This window comes from Deferribacter abyssi (genome assembly GCF_049472655.1).
GTDB classification, from domain to species: domain Bacteria; phylum Chrysiogenota; class Deferribacteres; order Deferribacterales; family Deferribacteraceae; genus Deferribacter; species Deferribacter abyssi.
Genome location: NZ_JAQNCS010000001.1, coordinates 191453 through 208546, shown reverse-complemented (window position 1 = coordinate 208546; position 17094 = coordinate 191453). Strand labels below are relative to the sequence as shown.

The following is a 17094-nucleotide window of genomic DNA, read 5'->3' as shown; positions in this document are numbered from 1 at the left end:
GCAAACGCCAATAAAAAATCTATTGTTTATCATAAAGTTACACTGCTGAATTATATATTTATCAATGATAGTAAGAGGTTATCGTTACTATTTCACAATTGTAGGGTATTTTTCCATTTAGTGCATCTATTACTTTTTGCTCCTCAGCAATTACTGTCTCAATTTTACCTCTTGTCTCAGGATTTTTTGGTGAAAATAAATGACAACAATCAACACCATCCATTATTGAAATTTCATAAGTTTTTATTTTTTTTGCAATACCCTCAATTTCATCTTTATCAAATCCAATCAAAGGTCTCAACACAGGCAATTTCACAACCTCATTAATGCACATAATATTTTCTAATGTCTGACTTGCTACCTGCCCCAAAGCATCTCCTGTAACGATTCCCTTTGCATCGTTTTGAATTGCTATTTCCTCTGCAATCTTTAGCATAAACCTTCTAGATAAAATTGTCGTAAATTTATCATGAGCAAACTTCTTTATAGCTACCTGAATATCTGTAAAATTTACTAAATGAAGACTTATCTCTTTATCAGCGTAATAGCTCAAACTCCTAACTATATTTTTAATTTTTTCTATAAGAGTAGCTCCAGTATATGGTGGTGTATGAAAATGAACAGGAATAATTTCGCACCCTCTTTTCATCATCATCCATGTTGCAACAGGAGAATCAATCCCTCCTGATAACAGAGTAACCACTTTTCCTGATGAAGCATAAGGTAGCCCTTTTGAACAATTAAACAGTTTCTTCATCACAAAAGCAAAATCTTTGTGAATCTCTATAATCAACTCAGCATCTGGTCTATGAACATTAACATTTAATTTTGGAAAAATTTCCAAAATTTTACTTCCTATAATCTGATTAAGCTCCATAGAGTTTAATTTAAAGGATTTATCAGTCCTCTTCGATTTTATTTTAAATGAGTTATCTTGCTCAGATATTAACTTTGATGCTGCTTCAACTAAATTTTCTATCTCTTTCTCCGTTTTATACCCTAAAAATACTGATTGCAAACCAAAAACATTTCTAAACCTATCAACTGCTCTATTCAGTTTTTCTTCATTATTAACTTCAATATAAAATCGACCTCTCAAGAATCTTGTTTTCCCAAGTAAATAAAAATCAGCAATCTTTTTAATATGAAAAAAGACTTTCTCTTCAAAATATTTTCTATTCTTTTTTTTCAATGAAATTTCTGAATAATTAAAAACAAGTACCTTTTTCATAATGCAAGCTTTTCCACCCCTTCTTTTACCTCATGACAAAAATGTTCAATATCTTCTAATCTAGTATCAGGATGCAACGAAACCCTTATAGACGAATTTACAACAATATCAGAGAACCCCATAGTCTTCAAAACGGATGATGATTTCCCTTTGTTACAAGCTGAACCACTTGATACAAAAATACCCTTACTTGAAAGATAATTAATGAGTACCTCTGAAGGAATCCTCCCTGTTGAAAAATTAAAAATATAAGGAATAGATTCTTCAGGAGAATTTATTAGAAATCCATTTTCTTTGCAAAAATGGACGAGTATTTCTTTCAGTTTCATTAAATATCCCCAATTTTCCATATACTTTTTTCTGCTTATAACTGCTGCTTCAGCAAGAGAGTAAGCTCCAATAATATTCTCAGTACCGCTTCTAATACCAAACTCATGCCCCCCACCTTCTATAACAGAATGCAATTTTTCCTTATTTTTAACATACAGACCTGCACAACCCCTTAATCCTCCAATTTTATGCCCACTAAATGTGGCAAAATCCACGTTTTCAAGATTTATTTCTAACTTACCAAACCATTGAACTATATCAGTCATAACCAAAATGTCTTTATCATATTTTTTAATTTGCTCAGCTATCCTTTCAATAGGATTTAATGCTCCAGTTTCGTTGTTAACCCCCATTATACAAACAAGCTTTGTATTATTATCAATAAGATTTAAAACATCATCTTCTTTTACAACACCTATTTTATTATTAATTATGGCAATTTTCACTCCATACTTCTTCAATGTTTCAAACTGAGCTGTAATAGATTTATGCTCTAATGCCCATACAACAATTTTTTGTCTGTCCTTATAATTAAGTCCTTTTAAAACCAAATTATTTGATTCTGTAGCAGATGCCGTAAAAACAATCGAATCTTTTTTTACTTTCAAAACATCAGCCACACGCTCCCTTTGCATTTCATAAAATTTCTGAGCTTGAATCGCAGGATAATATTTGGACGATGGATTATAAAAATACTTTTTGTACATCTCTTCAATATTTTTTAGAATAGTATCATACACAGGTGATGTAGCTGCAAAGTCAAGATAAATCATGGTAAAAATTTAAATCTTTTTATAGGTTTCAACGCTTTTGTTATTGGTAATCTACCTTCAAGATTTTTATATTCCTCTTTTGTAATAATAGTTTTCTCCACTACTTTACCATTATTATCGAAAAGATACAGCTCATACTTATCCACTGTACGATTATTATAACTTATCAATAACATTATAATCACAATTACTATAAAAGCTGCATACCAATATTTTAAATATTCTCCACCAAAATATTTATTAAACTTTTTCATAAATTTTTACACACCTCTACAAATGTATCATAAATTGCAACGCCATTATCACTATCAGTGGGTATTGATTTTGTCAAGGTATTAACAATAAAATTATCTAATTTTCTATTTTTGTAAGTCATTATAACACCACTACACACTTTACTATCTATCTTAACCTTTACATGAATATATCCACATTCATTTTTTAAAGTCACAGTTTCACCATCTAAAATTTTAAGAGCATCTGCATCTTTTGGATTTATAAAAACGAACTTCTCCTTTTTATAATCTTCAGACAATTGAGAATTGAGATAAAAATAATTTGACAAGGTTAAAAGTCTAAACTTCCCTTTTTCTACGTAGGGAGAAATAATCGGAATATTTCGTTGTTTGTAAACTCTTTTTACAATTTTTTCTTTTAAAAGAATTTCATCAATATTCTTAAAATCAATCGAAAACTTACAATGCTCTGCAAGATTTTTTACAACATCCAAATCATTGGGCAAATCCACAATCATTTCCTTTCTAATATTATCAATATTGAAGAAATAACTCCCCATAGCATCTGGTTGTGCAAACATTCCACCTACTTTTATAAAATAGTCAGCATATTTTGTTGTTTCTGTAAAATTCGTATCCACCACAACTACTTTTTTATTTAAAAACTCTTGCTGCCACACACCAGATTCTGGGTATGTAATGATTGGATTTGCCGCCACAATAACAAAAACATCAAAAAAACTCTTCTTTAAATAATTTGGAATCTCATAAATTTTTACCTTTTTCTTTTTATCAGCTTTCGGTTTTTCAAAATTGATCTTTGATGGTCTACCAAAATATAGATATCTTTCATTACTAGTTTCTACTGCCAGTCTATTAATCCAGTTAACTATATTTTTTCCATTTGAATAACGCTGTAACCCAAACCCTGTTATTATCCCAACCTTTTTCTCACAAAACAACGATAACAAATATTCAAAATCGATTTGAGACACTCCACAATAGTGAAATAAACGATTAGTATTCAGAGTTCCATTATATTTCAAACTATCCAAGATTGAAGCAGCTAAAATCCCATCAGTGCCAGGATTTATTCTAATATATTTATCTGCAATTTTAGCAGTTTCCGTATAAATAGGGTCAATATATATAATCTCTTTTCCATTTTTTTTTAACTGTTTCAAAAAAGCATACAGGTGAGGACTTACCACTTTGCAATTCTTACCAAAAAGTAATATAATATCCACTTCTCTTAAGTTTTCATGAGCTGGATTTACAACACAACCAAAATCATCTTCATGAGCAGAAAGCCCTGTTTCGTCACAAAGACTCCCTTCAACAAAATATAAATTCTTAAAATTTTCAAAAAGTAAATCATAATACCCCATGAACAACCCAAGGCTTCCACTACCTCTTAAGTAAAGTATATTTTTATTCTTGTTCTCTAATAAAAAACTTGCAACTTCTTTACATACATCATCAAAACTCTTACCCACTTTTATTCCCGCCTCTAGAACAAAGGAGTAATCACCTGTTAGCACTTCCCTTTCATAAAATCTTTTTAGTTTTTTACAGACAAACGGAATTGTAATATTCAACTTATCCACATAGTTAAAATTTAATTTATTATCTACCTCAAATGGACAGCAGTCTGGACAGTCTTTTGAGCAAAAATAACCTTTTCTTTTCATAAAATGAAATTACACATTTTTTATCTATGAGTAAAGTTTTTAATTATATATATTGAAAATTTTTTAAAATTATTCTAATAATTATTTTTAGGAGGAAAATATGAAAAGAATTATAATTTTAATACTTTTTGCTTTTTTAGTATTTTTTGGTTGTAATCAAAATACTAAACAAACAACTTCAACCTCAGAAGAAATCACTGAACTCAAAAATATAAATGTGGCAGAATTCAAAAAACTTAAAGAGCAGTATAAAGATAAAGTGATTCTTATAAACTTCTTTGCTTCTTGGTGTCCTCCTTGCAGACAGGAAACCCCGGGGTTCATCAAAGTTTATAATAAATTAAAAGATACCGGTTTTGTAATATTAGGTTTTTCCATTGACGACAAGATTTCTGATGCAATCAAATTTGTTAATGAACAAGGTATTACCTATCCAGTTTACCATGCTGACCGCTCACTTGAATCCTATTTTAATATCAACACAATACCCACCAGTATCTTTTATCTAAAAGGAGGAAAACTATATAACCTCCATGTTGGATTTATCGATGAAAAAACTCTTGAAAAATATGTAAAAGAATTATTAACAAAATAATTGATTTTTACATAAAAAATATAAGAATGAACTTTTTATAAATTTTAAGAGTATCATTATGAAATATCCGCAACCGTTAATGATGTATCCTTGATATGCCTTAATGTTTTTAGGCGTTTATAAAGCCCATCAACATCATCACTCTTCCCTTTTACAATTATAACTTCAAAACAGTTATCATTATCTAGATGTATATGCTGAGATGAAATAATGATATCATGATATTCATGTTGTATATCTAAAAGTGTATTAACCGTATCCTTTTCATGGTGATTATAAAGTATTGATATAATCCCTGCAATTTTTTCCCCGTGTTGCCATTTACTTTGAATAATATATTTTTTTATTAAATCATAAATCGCCTTCGATCTAGTCTCATAACCTTCTTTTTTTATTGCATTATCAAATTGATGAGCTATTTCTTTCGGAAGTGATACCCCAAATCTTACTACACCCATAAATGCTCCTTTATATAAATTGTATTTTATTATATTTAATATATAATCATATAGGAGGTTGCAACATGAAAAAAAAATTTAAAACAATTTTAATTTTAGTAGCAATACAGTTAACAGTATCAGTTTATGGTTACTGTATAAAAATCGCCACACCTATTTTCCCTATTTATGATATTGTTACTCAAATTGCAGGGGTAAATTCTGATATAATATACATTATCAAACCAGGCGAAAATCCACACCATTTTGAACCGACCATTGAAACAGCTAAAAAATTGTATAATACAGACATTTATTTCGGCATAGATAAAAGATTTGATGGATGGATTATTAAGTTTATGCAAAATAATAAAATAATTTTTTTAAATGACTTTATAAAATCTGATAACCCGCATATTTGGCTCTCTTTTAAAAATATTTCAATAATCTCAGATATTATTGTTAATTCGCTCTGTAATTTAAATAAATCTAAATGTAATATTTACAAAACAAACTCAAACAAATTAAAAAACAGATTATTAAGTTTAAAAAACAAATTTAACTTTCAAAATATTAATGTTATTGAATGTCATCCTGCATGGACAAAACTGTTAAATGAAATAAATATTAATTCTATCGGTTACATAAAAAAAGGGAGCAAACACGAACCAAGCATAAAATCCCTTTCAACACTCCTGAAAAATGCAAAGAAAAAACATGTAAGATTTATAATATGCTCCACCAATGATAAAAGCAAAATAAATGCTACAGTTGCTAATATCTTAAATGCAAAAAAAATATTACTTGAACCTATAGGAGGATATCCACCTTATAATTCCATAATTTCACTTTACAATATAAATCTACAAAAACTTTATAAAAGTGTCTATGGAAAATAATCTGGTTATAGAGATAAAAAATCTAAACGTTTTAATAAGCAATAAGCATATACTTCAAAACATAAACCTTACTCTTAAAGAAAAAGAGATTATGGCCGTTGTGGGACCTAACGGCGGAGGTAAAACAACATTGTTAAAAACTATATTAGGCTTCTATAAGCCATCATCAGGAACAATAAAAATTATGGGAAAACAGTTTAATAGAATTCCTAAAGGTATGATAGGGTATCTCCCACAAAAAGATTTGATTAATTACAATTTTCCAATATTGGTTTATGATGTTGTATTAATGGGTAGAAAAATACTTAAAAGATTTTTAGAAAAAACAACTGCTAAAGATAAAGAAATATGTTTAGATTCTTTAAATAAAGTCGGTATGACCAACTATGCATATAAACCATTTAACAAACTTTCTGGAGGACAAAAACAAAGGGTATTAATTGCAAGACTTTTGGCCATGAAACCAAAAATTTTATTATTCGATGAACCTGCTACTGGTTTAGATGTAGTTGGACAAGAAGATTTCTATGAATTAATAAATAAACTTAAAAAAGAAGAAAATATTTCCATTCTCATGGTAACTCATGATATTGGTGTTATTTCAAATTATGTAGATATGATAGCATGTTTGAATAAAACAATACATTACCATGGCCCACCTCAAAATGAAATACAAATTGAAATATTAGAAAAACTTTTTGGGAAAAATATACAATTTATCATTCATGACCATCACTGCATTACATGTAAAGGTGTTAATGATGATTGATATTTTCACATTAGACTTAATACGATACTCTTTTTTCACTGGCTTAATACTCAGTTTTTTATGTGGTTTTTTATCGTTTTTTGTTATTGAAAAAAAACTCTCTTTTCTAACAGTAGCAATTTCCCATTCAGCATTTGGAGCATTAGCTTTAGCATTGCTAGTAAACTATAATAGTAATATTTTGCTGTATGTTTTTTGTTTTACTGTGGCTTTTGCCGTATATGAACTTAAAAAAAGAACAATTATAGATTTTGAAACCATTTTAGGAATATTCTTTGCATTTACCATGGCATTGGGCATAATTTTTCTAAAATTTAGCGATAATGGAGCTTTTGATTTAAATGCCATTTTATTCGGAAGCGTTATCTCATCAACAAAATCAGATTTATTAAAAGCAATTTTTGTAAGCTTACTAATTTTTACAGTTTATTCATTATTTTTCAAAGATATAATTTTTACACTGTTTGATGAAGATGTAGCAAAAGTTTCAGGAATAAACACAAATTTTATCAATTATATAATATTGTTTAGTATCACATTAGCTATAGTAATTGGTATTAAAATTATAGGAATTATCTTACTAACCGCTTTTATGACTATACCAGCTAGCATTGCTTTAAGCTTCACTAACAGTTATAGAGTAACTATTTTAGTATCAACTATACTTTCTTTATTCATTTTTAGCATCTCATTTTTTATCGCATATTTTTACGATTTGCCGCCAGGTGCCACTACAGTTGTTATTGGAACAATTATTTTTACATTAATAAATATCATAAAATTAAACTAAGGCGTAATAATAAAAACATCTTAATATTTATATATTCAAATATTTGTCAATATTGTTTTTTTTATTGACCAAGTTTTGAACATTTGATAATCTTATATTAGATTTTATTAAAAAGGAGGTGTTTTATGAAAAAGAATATTTTGATTTTTTTTTTAGCACTGATTGTAGCTTTTAGTTTATTTTTTACAGGATGTGCAAAACAAGCACAAAAACCCGAAATAACTAAAACTCCCAAAAAATCTGTAGCAGAGCAAGTTAAAGAAGCTGGATTTGATATAGTTGATTACAGCTACGTAAAAAAATTGGTGGGAAATGGTTTAAGAAAATTTAACAAAGTAGTTATAATTGACGCTAGGCCAGAAAGAAAATACGATGCTGGGCATATCCCTGGTGCTATCAACATTCCAGATACTAAGTTCAATCAATATATGAAACAATTAAAAAAATTAAATATCACAAACAACACTCTGATTATTACATATTGTGGTGGTTTTAATTGTGTTAAAAGTTTCCATAATGCAACTTATTTAAAAGAAAAGGGGTACAAAAACATTAAGGTTTATCTTGCTGGTATGCCAGATTGGTCCAAAAAATCTTACGCAGAAATCACTCATAGATATGCAAAAAAATTGCACGACAAAGGAGTTATATTTGTAGATGCAAGACCAAATAGGAAATGGAAAAAAGGAACAATTCCAGGTGCAATAAATATCCCTGATACAAAACTTATGAGAACTCCTGAAAAATATTTAAATCTTTTACCCGCAGATAAAAACGTTAAAATTGTGGTTTTCTGTGGAGGATATAAGTGCGTTAAATCTCATAATGTAGGTAGACTATTAAAAGAAAAATTTGGATATAAAAAGGTTTACGTTTATGCTGGTGGCATGCCAGAATGGAAGAAGCTTGGCTATCCTATAGTAAAACCTGGCACTAAATTTTCAAGAATAAAAAAAACAACCACAGCCACTGTTACCACAATTAAGCCTGGCCCAGACGAAGGTACCGTAGATATAGAGTTTTTCAAAACTTTAATCGATGATAGACCATCAAATATACATATTGTTGATGTAAGATCACCTGATGAGTTTGAAGAGGGGCATGTAAAAGGTGCTATTAATATCCCGGTGAATGATATGTATAAAAAAGGGTGTGATTATGTAATCAACCAATTACCAAAAGATGGCTATATCATTTTTATGTGCTCTTCTGGCGGCAGAGCAGGAGAAATGTATTTCGGACTTATGGAAGATTGCAATTTCAAAGAAATGAACAGATTATTTTTTCTTGATGCCCATGTTGATTACTCAGGAGGCAAATGTAAAATTACAGAATAATCACTATCAAATTGTTAGTTAGCACCCTTTCTTTTGATAATTAAATAAAAAAGCCCCTTTTATTACAGGGGCTTTTTTTTCAAATTAGAATCCTCCATGACCCTCGCCATGACCACCACCATCATCATGACCTCCATCATTGGCGCTACCCATCCCTTCAGATGAACTATCACTCATACCAGGACCTCCCACATCATCTACATCATGTCCTACATCACCACCCCTGGCTCCATGTTCCAAATTCTCACTCATTTGCTCAGCTATATCCTCAGGCTCTCCCATTCTTGCTTGCTCCATAAAGGCTTCTCTCATCTCTTTCATTTCTTGAGCTGTAAATTCATGCTTCATAGCATTTTCTATCACATTTTTAGCTTCATCAGAATCTACCCCATGTCTAGCCATTTCTTTAGCCATTTCAGTAACCTCGATAGCATAATCTTCATTTTCTTTTACTTTTTCCATTCTCTGTTCTAATGCCTCAATTACATCATCTATATGATCTTTTTTCATACCAGCAGCCATTGCATCTACTATATTTTTAGCTAATTTTGCACGTACTTGTTGATTAACTTTTAGACGCTCAATCTTATGATATGCATAAGTATATCTATTTTTTACCTTATTCAAAGCTTGATAAATCTTCTCCGTCTCAATATTCTTCGCTAACCCCTCATTTACTTTTGATACCATTGGTCCCACAGGTAATCCCTGTCTCTTTGCCTCCAAAACTGCATCAATTACCTTTGCAGCATATTTTGTTTGAACCCTATACTGAAACATATTTTTTACCATATTTAAAGCATCTTCTGATTTAATTCCTGCTGCCAACATTTCTTCTACTTTTGCTTTTAACTGAACTGGAGTTTGTTTCAACAATTCATCTTCAGTAACTGCAAAACTAACAACTGCAAACATCAACACTAACATTAGACTTAAAAATACCTTTCTCATCACCAAACCTCCTTGATACCGTTTTCATCCATATAACGATTGAGGGGTCAAAAAGGTTACTGATAATTTCTAAAAATACAATTTTCTCCACCAAAATCATCTTTTTCTCTTAACTCACAATCGGGAATATATAACCTACCATCAACTTTATAAAAATATTTTATCTCTTTTGAAGCTGGTTGTTTAATCTTTGCTACCCAAATATCATTTTTTATTTTTTTTGCTTCATGTTTTTTAAAATTATCTATATCAACATATAATTCTACATTCTTAAATGCATTATCTCTTAAATAAAATATAAGATCATTGTCCTTTTTTTTCACATAATGAGCAGCACAAGATATAAATGAATATGACAATAATACAATTAACATTTTTTTCATCACACTTCCTCCTTTAATTCTAAAATAGAATTTACATTTCCAAAATCATCTTTTTCTCTAGCTATAATTGTGGGATCTGGTGTAGTGTATTTATCATCAATTACAAAACTATATTTATATTCTCCAGGTTTTAATTTCAATGAAACCTCAAAATATCCTGTATCATCAATTCGTTTCATCTTAATTCTCTGCCAGTTTGAAAAAGTCCCGGTAATTTCAACCTTTTTTGCATCTGGTTTATAAATGACAAATCTATATTCTTTTACCATTTCATTTGGTTTCAATGCAATAGAATTAGATGAATTTTGAAAATTCAATACCGCAAAAACTATTAATATCGATGCAACAGCAGACATTATTGCCGGAACAAATCTAAAACTCACTTTTCTCTTTTGTTTAAAATTAACTTCTCTTTCAGGCTCAATATTATCACGCAATAAATACTCCTGACCAATAAATCCTAATACCTCTTCACCAAATGTTGTATCTCTCATAACCTCTTTAATAAAGATTTCTTTTTCCTTTAAAGTAAGTTCATCATCAATATATTTACTTATTAAAAACTCTCTCATTTTAAACCTCCTTTTAGGATTTGCCTAAGTTTCTGCCTTGCTCTATGTATTTTCACTTTAATATTTGCCACAGTTAAGCCTGTGATTTCACTTATCTCCTTGTAACTCAAATTATCCGAAACCTTTAAAGACAGTATCTGTCTTTCTTCAAGTGGTAATTTCTGCATTGCTTTAAGCAGATTTTTATAATCTTCTTTTGCAATTAAAGATTCTTCTACATCAGTTATAGATAGAGTCACTTCTACATTCAGTTCGCTGTTTTTCTTGGATTTTCTGTAAAAATCAATATACAAATTGTAGGCTATTTTATACAATAAGCTTTTATTATAAACTTTATAGTTTTCATAAATTTTTATATAAGTATCCTGCATAAGATCAGATGCCAAATCATAATCACCGGTAAGCTTTAATAAATAATTAAAAAAAGGAACTTTTGTGTTTTTATAAAACTCTTTTAATTCTCTCATTCTAACATTATAACGTAATAAAAAAATGAAGGTTACAATTTTTTAATTAAATTAGAAAAATATCTATATTAAAAAAGATGCTCGTAATTTTGATTTAACGAGCACCTTTTTATTTTATTTATTTCTAAAAAAACCACTACCTGGAGTAACCGGGTTTCCATTAGCGTCTTTTACCAAACTACCGGTAGAATCCACTATGTAACCATCACTATTCACACTATAACCTCTTTCTGTTAAATTCTTATATTGCCTGTTGCTATTTGAGCTTGAGAATTTTGAGCCTTTATATTGACTCTTGTTCTGATACTGTGAACCACTTCCAACACCTTGTTTAGAACCTTTGTACTGATATTTATACTGGTGCTTATACTGGTTATTATAACTACTACCTGATCCATAATTATACCTGTAGTTTTGTTGATAATTATAACTGTTTGAATTAGAATATCCACCCATCATTCCGCCTCTACCGGATCTCATACCCCTTGCATAGCTGTCAACAACTAAAAATACAAGCATTACACTTAATGCTAATACTACTTTTTTCATTTCCTACCTCCAATTTTTTTATTCCTAAACGTATTTGCCACTCAAAAGTTACAATTTTTTTTTGCAGCAAATTTAAAAGATATTAAACAAAAATGATACCAGCTTTACTAAAGGCATAACAGTTTGATATTCTTGGAAATATTTGCAACCAGGGTAAAATCAAACGTGTAAATTTTACACATATGCGTAAAATCTATACAACTTACATAAATCAAAAATTCAAAGGTTCAAATTTTTGTTTTTCAAAATTGTAAGCGTAGATTTCACCGGTAGATATAATATAGTGCCAACCAAGTAAATTGAGCTTTTTCTCTTTGTATCTCTCTCTAATATACGGATAAGTCAAAAGGTTTTCTAATTGACATACAATATTCATCTGCTCAACAAAAAGCTGTAAATATTCTTCATGATGCACTTCAATTTTTTTAATCTCATCAATAATACAAGCAGAAATTTTAAGCCACTCTCTTATATTTGGCAAATCATTGAATTGTTGAAACCCTTGTAAAAGTGTTTTGCACCCACCACAATTTGAGTGACCACAAACCACAATATTTTCAACTTTTAGCACATTTACAGCATATTCAATGGCAGCTGTTGTACCAGCATAATCCTTTGCTATTCTATAAGGAGGCACAATATTAGCTATATTTCTGACAATAAAGAGTTCACCAGGCAATGTTTTTGTAATTAAGTTTGGGATAACTCTAGAGTCAGAACAACCAATAAACAAAGTATGAGGAGATTGTTTGTCCTTTAATTTTTCATAAAGGTGCTTAAGATTATTAAAATCTTCTTCTCTAAACTTAAGGGTGCCTTTTAAAAGATTATCAATGCTTTTCGGCATGCTGACACAATTCCGTAAGTACACCATTGGTGCTCTTTGGATGGACAAAAGCGATTAATTTTCCATGTGCACCCGGTTTTGGAGTCTCATCTATTAATTTGAAACCAGCATTTTTAAGGGTATCTATTGCTAATTGCACATCGTCCACAAGGTATGCTATGTGATGAATTCCTTCCCCTTTCTTTTCAATAAATTTGGCAATGGGACTCTCCTCAGAAGTAGGTTCCAACAACTCGATATTAGATTCTCCCACCTTAATGAATGCCGTTTTTACTTTCTGGGATTCAACTTCTTCAAAATGATAAGGTTTTACACCAATTGTCTTATAAATTTTTAAAGAGTTATCAAGGTTTTTTACTGCAATACCAATATGATCAATTTTCTTTAGCATGACATCCTCCACATTATATCATAAGTAAAATGAAAAGCTTCCCCTCTTAAACCTCACTATATATCAACTCAGCAACTTCTTTAAAAGCTCATTTACAAGTTTGGGATTGGCTTTCCCTTTAGTTTCCTTCATAACCTGTCCTACAAAGAACCCCTGAAGTTTTTTCTCTCCATTTTTATACCTTTCCACTTCCTTAGGATTAGCCTCAAGAACTTTTTTCACAATCTCTTCTATGGCTGATTCATCAGATATCTGAATTAACCCTTTTTCCTCCACAATCTTTGATGGAGATTTACCACTTTCAAGGGTTAACTGATACACCTCTTTACCTATTTTACCAGAAATTTTCCCTTCATCTATCAATTTTACTATTTCTGCTATATGCTCAGGCTTCACATTCAAATCAAAGATATCACACCCTTTTTCATTCACATCTCTCAAAACTTCACTCATAATCCAGTTACTTATAGCCTTAGGATTGCTATGATGTTTTACTGCCTTTTCAAAATAATCCGCATATCTTTTATTTGACGTTAATACCTCAGCATCATAACTTGGAAGTCCATACTCTTTTATAAATCTCTCTTTTTTGGCATCAGGTAATTCTGGTAATGTCTCCCTTGCTTCATCCACCCAATTTTTCTCAACTATTAATGGCACAAGATCTGGATCAGGGAAATATCTATAATCGTGGGCTTCTTCTTTGCTTCTCATAGAAAGAGTAATCCCTCTGCTCGGATCCCACAACCTTGTTTCCTGAACTATCACGCCACCTTCATCTAATATTTTAGCCTGCCTTTTTATTTCATACTCAAGTGCTCTCTGCACATTTTTAAATGAGTTCATATTTTTTATTTCAGTTTTAGTTCCAAACTTTGTTTCCCCTAAGGGTCTCAAGGAGATATTTGCATCACACCTTAAAGAGCCTTCCTCCATATTACAATCAGATACCTCAATATACTCAAGTATTGTTTTCAATTTCTGCAAATAAGCTCTTGCCTCTTCAGGCGTCCTGATATCAGGCTCACTAACTATCTCTATGAGAGGAACACCTGTTCTGTTCAAATCCACATAACTATGCGCAGGGGAGCCAAGATTCTCTCCATGTATTGATTTTCCGGCATCTTCCTCCATATGTATTCTTGTAATCCCTATTTTCTTTTTCTCACCATTTACTTCAATCTCTATAAAACCATTTAAACAAATAGGCAGTTCATATTGAGAAATCTGATACCCTTTCGGCAAATCAGGATAAAAATAATTTTTTCTAGCAAAAACACTTTTCCTCTGTATCTCACAATTCAATGCCAACCCTGCTTTAATCGTGTATTCAACTGCCTGCTTGTTTAAAACAGGTAATACCCCTGGCATACCTAAACACACAGGACACACATGAGTATTTGCATCTGCTCCAAACTCTGTAGAACATGAACAGAAAATTTTACTCTTCGTTGATAACTGAACATGAACTTCAAGACCAATCACAGCTTCATATTTCATAACTACTCCTCTTCTAACTAATATTATTCCCAAACACCATTTTCTAAAAGTATGGCATCCTTTAAATCTAATTTATATACATAAATCCAAGCAATATATTCTTCCCCTTTTACATAAACAGATGTAAGCTCCCTTTCCAATCCTTGCTCAACATAATCTAAAATAGAAAAAAGTTTTTTTGTATTCAATAAATAATATAGCTTACCATAAATTTTATAATTTCCATCTTTTACATAAGCAGGTTGATTGGTTTTTGTTAATTTATAAAGACACCCTATTGTATAGGCATCAACTTCAGTTATTATATATGGTTCAACTAGTGAATAATTAGGATAACCTTTTTTTAAAAGACCATATACAAACAATTTATCTATAAGCATGTGCTACTTTTATTATTTTTTTTTACTTTTGTAAAGATTATATTCTAAAAGGACAGGCTGTTTCATGTGTGTCTGATACAAAAATAAGATCTCCAGTTATTTCAGCACATTCATTTCTTACATATGGGCAACGTGTTCTAAATCTACATCCTGATGGAGGATTAATAGGGCTAGGGATCTCCCCTTTTAAAACTAATTTTTTCTTTTCTTTTCCAATTTCAGGGACTGATTCTAAAAGAGCTTGAGTATAAGGATGTTTAGGTGAATTAAAAATATCATTTACAGTTCCTTTTTCCATTATCTTACCAAGATACATAACTATAATTCTGTCAGAAATATGTCTAACTACACTTAAATCATGAGATATAAAAAGATACGTAAGCTTGAACTCTTCTTGTAAATCTAAAAGTAGATTCAAAACTTGTGACTGAATACTTACATCAAGAGCACTAACAGGCTCATCGCAAACTATCAGTTCTGGATTCAAAGTCAAGGCTCTAGCAATTCCAATACGTTGTCTTTGGCCACCTGAAAACTGATGGGGGTATCTATAATAGTGTTCTTTTAATAGCCCCACCTTTTCCATAAGATAGTAAACTTTTTCCTGTATTGCCTTGTTATCTAAATTTGTATTCAACTTCAAAGGTTCTGCAATAATATCACCTACACGCCATCTTGGATTTAATGAAGAATAAGGATCTTGAAAAATTATCTGAACCCTTTTTCTATACTCTTTCAACTCTTGTCTATTTTTCTTTGTAATATTTTCCCCTTTGAATAAAATTCTACCTGATGTGGGCTCTTCTATTTTCAAAATCAGCTTTCCTGTTGTAGATTTTCCACATCCAGATTCCCCCACAATACTTAAAGTTTCACCAGGTTGCACGATAAAAGATACATCATCAACTGCTCTTAAAATGACCTTTTGTCTAAACTTACTTTTTTTTATCTCATAATATTTCCTTAAATTCTCAATTTTCAAAAGTTCCATCAGATCACACCTTCTGCTTTAAAACAAGCTACAAAATGACCTTCTGACAACTCTTTTAGTTTAGGTTTTTCAAGCTTACAAATATCCTTTGCAAAAGGACATCTAGGCCAAAAAGTACAACCTTTAGGTAAATTGTACAAACTTGGAACATTACCTTTAATAGAATAAAGTCGACTTTTTCTATCACCTGTATGGCTTGAAGGAATAGAAGCAATCAGCCCTTGTGTATAAGGATGCTTAGATTCATCAAAAATTGCTTTTTTACTACCTTTTTCTACAATATTTCCAGTATACATCACCGCCACATCGTGGGCCATCTCATAAACAACACCCAAATCATGAGTAATAAAAAGTATAGATGTCTCTTTTTTATCCTGAAGTTCTCTCATCAAAGTAAGAACTTGAGCTTGAATGGTAACATCAAGGGCTGTGGTAGGCTCATCAGCAATTAGTAGCTCCGGTTCACATGCCATAGCCATGGCAATCATCACTCGCTGTCTTAGACCTCCACTCAACTTAAAAGGATAATCTTTAAGTCTTTCTTCAGCAGAAGGTATCCCAACAAGCTTTAATGATTCCACAGCTTTATCATGTATCTCTTTTTTAGATAATTCTGGTTGATGCAATTTAAGAACTTCTTTAATTTGAAAACCTATTGTATAGGATGGATTCAAAGATGTCATAGGCTCCTGAAAAATCATGGAAATTTTTTTGCCACGAATTTTTCTCATATCTTTTTCTGATAAATTCATCAGATTTTGACCATTAAGTAAAATTTCACCCTTGATAATTCTCCCTGGATCCTCTATTAATCTCAAAATAGATAAAGAAGTAATACTTTTTCCACTACCAGATTCCCCTACAAGACACAAAGTTTTGCCTTTTTCTATATCAAAACTTACTCCGTTTACAGCAATTATCCTACCCTTATCAGTATCAAAAACAGTGGTCAACTCTTTTACAGACAACAGCATA

The 17094-nt window shown here is 30.7% G+C and carries 21 protein-coding genes; 5 read left to right on the top strand and 16 right to left on the bottom strand.

Translation table 11 applies throughout. The features are described from left to right. Positions 1 to 61 precede the first annotated feature (61 nt). The 4 genes from thiI to OWK30_RS00940 are packed head-to-tail and all read right to left on the bottom strand — an operon-like array spanning position 62 to position 4261. Complete coding sequence (gene thiI / locus OWK30_RS00955) at positions 62 to 1231, bottom strand: tRNA uracil 4-sulfurtransferase ThiI (protein WP_423322683.1); 1170 nt, start codon at positions 1229 to 1231, stop codon at positions 62 to 64. After that, positions 1228 to 2334 carry a cysteine desulfurase family protein gene (locus OWK30_RS00950; RefSeq protein ID WP_423322681.1) on the bottom strand — a complete coding sequence of 369 codons (1107 nt, stop codon included), beginning with the start codon at positions 2332 to 2334 and terminating at the stop codon, positions 1228 to 1230. The genes thiI and OWK30_RS00950 overlap by 4 nt, the downstream gene beginning before the upstream one ends. Beyond that, the gene (locus tag OWK30_RS00945; protein ID WP_423322679.1) at positions 2331 to 2588 is read right to left on the bottom strand and encodes a hypothetical protein; all 258 of its coding nucleotides are present in this window, start codon (positions 2586 to 2588) and stop codon (positions 2331 to 2333) included. The genes OWK30_RS00950 and OWK30_RS00945 overlap by 4 nt, the downstream gene beginning before the upstream one ends. Further along, positions 2585 to 4261, bottom strand: coding sequence for a molybdopterin-dependent oxidoreductase (locus tag OWK30_RS00940; RefSeq protein WP_423322677.1), 1677 nt, complete (start codon positions 4259 to 4261; stop codon positions 2585 to 2587). Before OWK30_RS00940 ends, OWK30_RS00945 begins: the two co-directional genes overlap by 4 nt. A 100-nt stretch (positions 4262 to 4361) precedes the next feature. Between OWK30_RS00940 and OWK30_RS00935 the strand changes: the two genes are divergently transcribed. Beyond that, positions 4362 to 4856 (top strand): redoxin domain-containing protein, encoded by a 495-nt coding sequence (locus OWK30_RS00935; RefSeq protein ID WP_423322675.1) that lies wholly within the window; start codon positions 4362 to 4364, stop codon positions 4854 to 4856. 56 nt (positions 4857 to 4912) lie between these two features. On the opposite strand, the gene nikR is transcribed toward OWK30_RS00935, so the two are convergent. Further along, the gene (gene nikR / locus OWK30_RS00930; RefSeq protein WP_423322673.1) at positions 4913 to 5314 is read right to left on the bottom strand and encodes a nickel-responsive transcriptional regulator NikR; all 402 of its coding nucleotides are present in this window, start codon (positions 5312 to 5314) and stop codon (positions 4913 to 4915) included. Positions 5315 to 5379: 65 nt separating this feature from the next. Here nikR and OWK30_RS00925 point away from each other — a divergent pair, with 65 nt between their 5' ends. From OWK30_RS00925 to OWK30_RS00910, 4 genes are all read left to right on the top strand, one after another. Beyond that, a complete protein-coding gene (locus OWK30_RS00925; RefSeq protein WP_423322671.1) occupies positions 5380 to 6192 on the top strand; it encodes a metal ABC transporter substrate-binding protein in 813 nt (270 codons plus the stop codon). Then, on the top strand, positions 6182 to 6961 hold the full coding sequence (locus OWK30_RS00920) for a metal ABC transporter ATP-binding protein (RefSeq protein WP_423322669.1): 780 nt from the start codon (positions 6182 to 6184) through the stop codon (positions 6959 to 6961). The genes OWK30_RS00925 and OWK30_RS00920 overlap by 11 nt, the downstream gene beginning before the upstream one ends. After that, positions 6954 to 7751 (top strand): metal ABC transporter permease, encoded by a 798-nt coding sequence (locus OWK30_RS00915; RefSeq protein WP_423322667.1) that lies wholly within the window; start codon positions 6954 to 6956, stop codon positions 7749 to 7751. The genes OWK30_RS00920 and OWK30_RS00915 overlap by 8 nt, the downstream gene beginning before the upstream one ends. 125 nt (positions 7752 to 7876) lie before the next feature. Continuing rightward, the gene (locus OWK30_RS00910) at positions 7877 to 9088 is read left to right on the top strand and encodes a rhodanese-like domain-containing protein (RefSeq protein WP_423322665.1); all 1212 of its coding nucleotides are present in this window, start codon (positions 7877 to 7879) and stop codon (positions 9086 to 9088) included. A gap of 84 nt (positions 9089 to 9172) precedes the next feature. Here the strand turns inward: OWK30_RS00910 and OWK30_RS00905 are convergent, their stop codons facing one another. The 11 genes from OWK30_RS00905 to OWK30_RS00855 all read right to left on the bottom strand — a co-directional run bounded on the left by OWK30_RS00905 (position 9173) and on the right by OWK30_RS00855 (position 17093). Continuing rightward, positions 9173 to 10039, bottom strand: coding sequence for a hypothetical protein (locus OWK30_RS00905; protein ID WP_423322663.1), 867 nt, complete (start codon positions 10037 to 10039; stop codon positions 9173 to 9175). A gap of 56 nt (positions 10040 to 10095) precedes the next feature. Then, complete coding sequence (locus tag OWK30_RS00900) at positions 10096 to 10422, bottom strand: hypothetical protein (protein WP_423322661.1); 327 nt, start codon at positions 10420 to 10422, stop codon at positions 10096 to 10098. Continuing rightward, entirely contained in the window at positions 10422 to 10994 is a 573-nt protein-coding gene (locus tag OWK30_RS00895) for a glycogen-binding domain-containing protein (RefSeq protein WP_423322659.1), read from the bottom strand. Before OWK30_RS00895 ends, OWK30_RS00900 begins: the two co-directional genes overlap by 1 nt. Then, on the bottom strand, positions 10991 to 11461 hold the full coding sequence (locus OWK30_RS00890; RefSeq protein WP_423322656.1) for an RNA polymerase sigma factor: 471 nt from the start codon (positions 11459 to 11461) through the stop codon (positions 10991 to 10993). The genes OWK30_RS00895 and OWK30_RS00890 overlap by 4 nt, the downstream gene beginning before the upstream one ends. Positions 11462 to 11575: 114 nt before the next feature. Beyond that, positions 11576 to 12010 (bottom strand): hypothetical protein, encoded by a 435-nt coding sequence (locus OWK30_RS00885; protein ID WP_423322654.1) that lies wholly within the window; start codon positions 12008 to 12010, stop codon positions 11576 to 11578. A 211-nt stretch (positions 12011 to 12221) separates the two neighbouring features. After that, positions 12222 to 12857, bottom strand: coding sequence for a carbonic anhydrase (locus OWK30_RS00880; RefSeq protein ID WP_423322652.1), 636 nt, complete (start codon positions 12855 to 12857; stop codon positions 12222 to 12224). Continuing rightward, the gene (mce, locus tag OWK30_RS00875; protein ID WP_423322650.1) at positions 12841 to 13248 is read right to left on the bottom strand and encodes a methylmalonyl-CoA epimerase; all 408 of its coding nucleotides are present in this window, start codon (positions 13246 to 13248) and stop codon (positions 12841 to 12843) included. Before mce ends, OWK30_RS00880 begins: the two co-directional genes overlap by 17 nt. 63 nt (positions 13249 to 13311) lie before the next feature. Beyond that, positions 13312 to 14748, bottom strand: a complete 1437-nt coding sequence (gene gatB, locus OWK30_RS00870) for an Asp-tRNA(Asn)/Glu-tRNA(Gln) amidotransferase subunit GatB (protein WP_423322648.1) — start codon at positions 14746 to 14748, stop codon at positions 13312 to 13314. 23 nt (positions 14749 to 14771) lie between these two features. Then, a complete protein-coding gene (locus tag OWK30_RS00865) occupies positions 14772 to 15128 on the bottom strand; it encodes a gamma-glutamylcyclotransferase family protein (protein ID WP_423322647.1) in 357 nt (118 codons plus the stop codon). A gap of 37 nt (positions 15129 to 15165) precedes the next feature. Further along, a complete protein-coding gene (locus tag OWK30_RS00860) occupies positions 15166 to 16119 on the bottom strand; it encodes an ABC transporter ATP-binding protein (protein ID WP_423322645.1) in 954 nt (317 codons plus the stop codon). Further along, positions 16119 to 17093, bottom strand: a complete 975-nt coding sequence (locus OWK30_RS00855; RefSeq protein ID WP_423322643.1) for an ABC transporter ATP-binding protein — start codon at positions 17091 to 17093, stop codon at positions 16119 to 16121. The genes OWK30_RS00860 and OWK30_RS00855 overlap by 1 nt, the downstream gene beginning before the upstream one ends. Position 17094: the final 1 nt, after the last annotated feature.

Bases quoted from the DNA above. Each gene is read 5' to 3' on its own strand.
- thiI (WP_423322683.1), bottom strand. From the start codon at position 1,231: ATGAAAAAGGTACTTGTTTTTAATTATTCAGAAATTTCATTGAAAAAA.
- OWK30_RS00915 (WP_423322667.1), top strand. From the start codon at position 6,954: ATGATTGATATTTTCACATTAGACTTAATACGATACTCTTTTTTCACT.
- OWK30_RS00905 (WP_423322663.1), bottom strand. From the start codon at position 10,039: ATGAGAAAGGTATTTTTAAGTCTAATGTTAGTGTTGATGTTTGCAGTT.
- OWK30_RS00920 (WP_423322669.1), top strand. From the start codon at position 6,182: ATGGAAAATAATCTGGTTATAGAGATAAAAAATCTAAACGTTTTAATA.
- OWK30_RS00885 (WP_423322654.1), bottom strand. From the start codon at position 12,010: ATGAAAAAAGTAGTATTAGCATTAAGTGTAATGCTTGTATTTTTAGTT.
- OWK30_RS00880 (WP_423322652.1), bottom strand. From the start codon at position 12,857: ATGCCGAAAAGCATTGATAATCTTTTAAAAGGCACCCTTAAGTTTAGA.
- OWK30_RS00945 (WP_423322679.1), bottom strand. From the start codon at position 2,588: ATGAAAAAGTTTAATAAATATTTTGGTGGAGAATATTTAAAATATTGG.
- gatB (WP_423322648.1), bottom strand. From the start codon at position 14,748: ATGAAATATGAAGCTGTGATTGGTCTTGAAGTTCATGTTCAGTTATCA.
- OWK30_RS00935 (WP_423322675.1), top strand. From the start codon at position 4,362: ATGAAAAGAATTATAATTTTAATACTTTTTGCTTTTTTAGTATTTTTT.
- OWK30_RS00925 (WP_423322671.1), top strand. From the start codon at position 5,380: ATGAAAAAAAAATTTAAAACAATTTTAATTTTAGTAGCAATACAGTTA.
- OWK30_RS00855 (WP_423322643.1), bottom strand. From the start codon at position 17,093: ATGCTGTTGTCTGTAAAAGAGTTGACCACTGTTTTTGATACTGATAAG.
- OWK30_RS00890 (WP_423322656.1), bottom strand. From the start codon at position 11,461: ATGAGAGAATTAAAAGAGTTTTATAAAAACACAAAAGTTCCTTTTTTT.
- OWK30_RS00865 (WP_423322647.1), bottom strand. From the start codon at position 15,128: ATGCTTATAGATAAATTGTTTGTATATGGTCTTTTAAAAAAAGGTTAT.
- mce (WP_423322650.1), bottom strand. From the start codon at position 13,248: ATGCTAAAGAAAATTGATCATATTGGTATTGCAGTAAAAAACCTTGAT.
- OWK30_RS00910 (WP_423322665.1), top strand. From the start codon at position 7,877: ATGAAAAAGAATATTTTGATTTTTTTTTTAGCACTGATTGTAGCTTTT.
- OWK30_RS00900 (WP_423322661.1), bottom strand. From the start codon at position 10,422: ATGAAAAAAATGTTAATTGTATTATTGTCATATTCATTTATATCTTGT.
- OWK30_RS00950 (WP_423322681.1), bottom strand. From the start codon at position 2,334: ATGATTTATCTTGACTTTGCAGCTACATCACCTGTGTATGATACTATT.
- OWK30_RS00940 (WP_423322677.1), bottom strand. From the start codon at position 4,261: ATGAAAAGAAAAGGTTATTTTTGCTCAAAAGACTGTCCAGACTGCTGT.
- nikR (WP_423322673.1), bottom strand. From the start codon at position 5,314: ATGGGTGTAGTAAGATTTGGGGTATCACTTCCGAAAGAAATAGCTCAT.
- OWK30_RS00895 (WP_423322659.1), bottom strand. From the start codon at position 10,994: ATGAGAGAGTTTTTAATAAGTAAATATATTGATGATGAACTTACTTTA.
- OWK30_RS00860 (WP_423322645.1), bottom strand. From the start codon at position 16,119: ATGGAACTTTTGAAAATTGAGAATTTAAGGAAATATTATGAGATAAAA.